Annotated in this window: 1 protein-coding gene; it reads right to left on the bottom strand. The window is 44.4% G+C overall.

Going from position 1 to position 762, the window contains the following annotated elements; all coding sequences use genetic code 11:
* Window positions 1-762, bottom strand: a 762-nt coding sequence (locus R7Q09_RS25145) for a tetratricopeptide repeat protein (RefSeq protein ID WP_318143821.1), incomplete at both ends; no start/stop codon positions are given.

Raw genomic sequence — 762 nt, 5'->3', positions numbered from 1 at the left:
TTTGGTTTGTTCTAGGACGAGGAGAGCGGTTCGAATCGCTTTGTCGTATTGCTTGTCGGCGAGATACGCTTCGGCAAATGCTTCATAGCATGGCATCTTAATGATTTCGATGCCGTCTGGGTTAGGTAACTCAACACAGCGTTGTGCGAGCAGTAGGGCATCGTCTGTTTTACCGATGCTACTTAGCATTTGAGAAAAGTTGGACAATGAATGATGTTTAATGACATCCGACCCAGTTTGCATTGAGCGTCGAATCGTCTCATGGAAGTAGTATTCGGCCTTCTCACTTTCTCCTAAGCCAAGATGAACAATGCTCAAGTTGGCATAGATTACGCCAATAAAGAAACTGTTGTCGTACTCATATTCACTGCTCTCATATACATCGAGTGCTTGTTTTAGATAGTTGCTTGCGCGATTCCAATCGGAGGAGTCTAAATAGACAGTACCGATGTTGTTAAGCGTCATCGCAACTTGAATCTCAAACACTGTATTTTCAAGTAACTCGTAGGCGGTACGATAATGTTTTAATCCGTTGTGGATTTGGTTACGCGCAATTTCTAAATTTCCCATCCAGCGATAAGCGCGGCCTTGCAGCGCCAGATAGCCAATATCACGAGACTCCCCAATTACATCGTGGAGCAAAAGCTCTGCGTGCCAATCGTCATCCAACTCAATCATTCGAATCGCTTTGTTCAATTTTGCTTCTGCGACAACCCAAGGCATATTGTGTTTTCGACCGAATTCGATCAAATCTGGCATGTC

The organism is Vibrio sp. 2130-1, from assembly GCF_033339515.1.
Note: the sequence above shows the minus strand (reverse complement) of the source record. Positions and strands in the feature narration are given on the sequence as shown.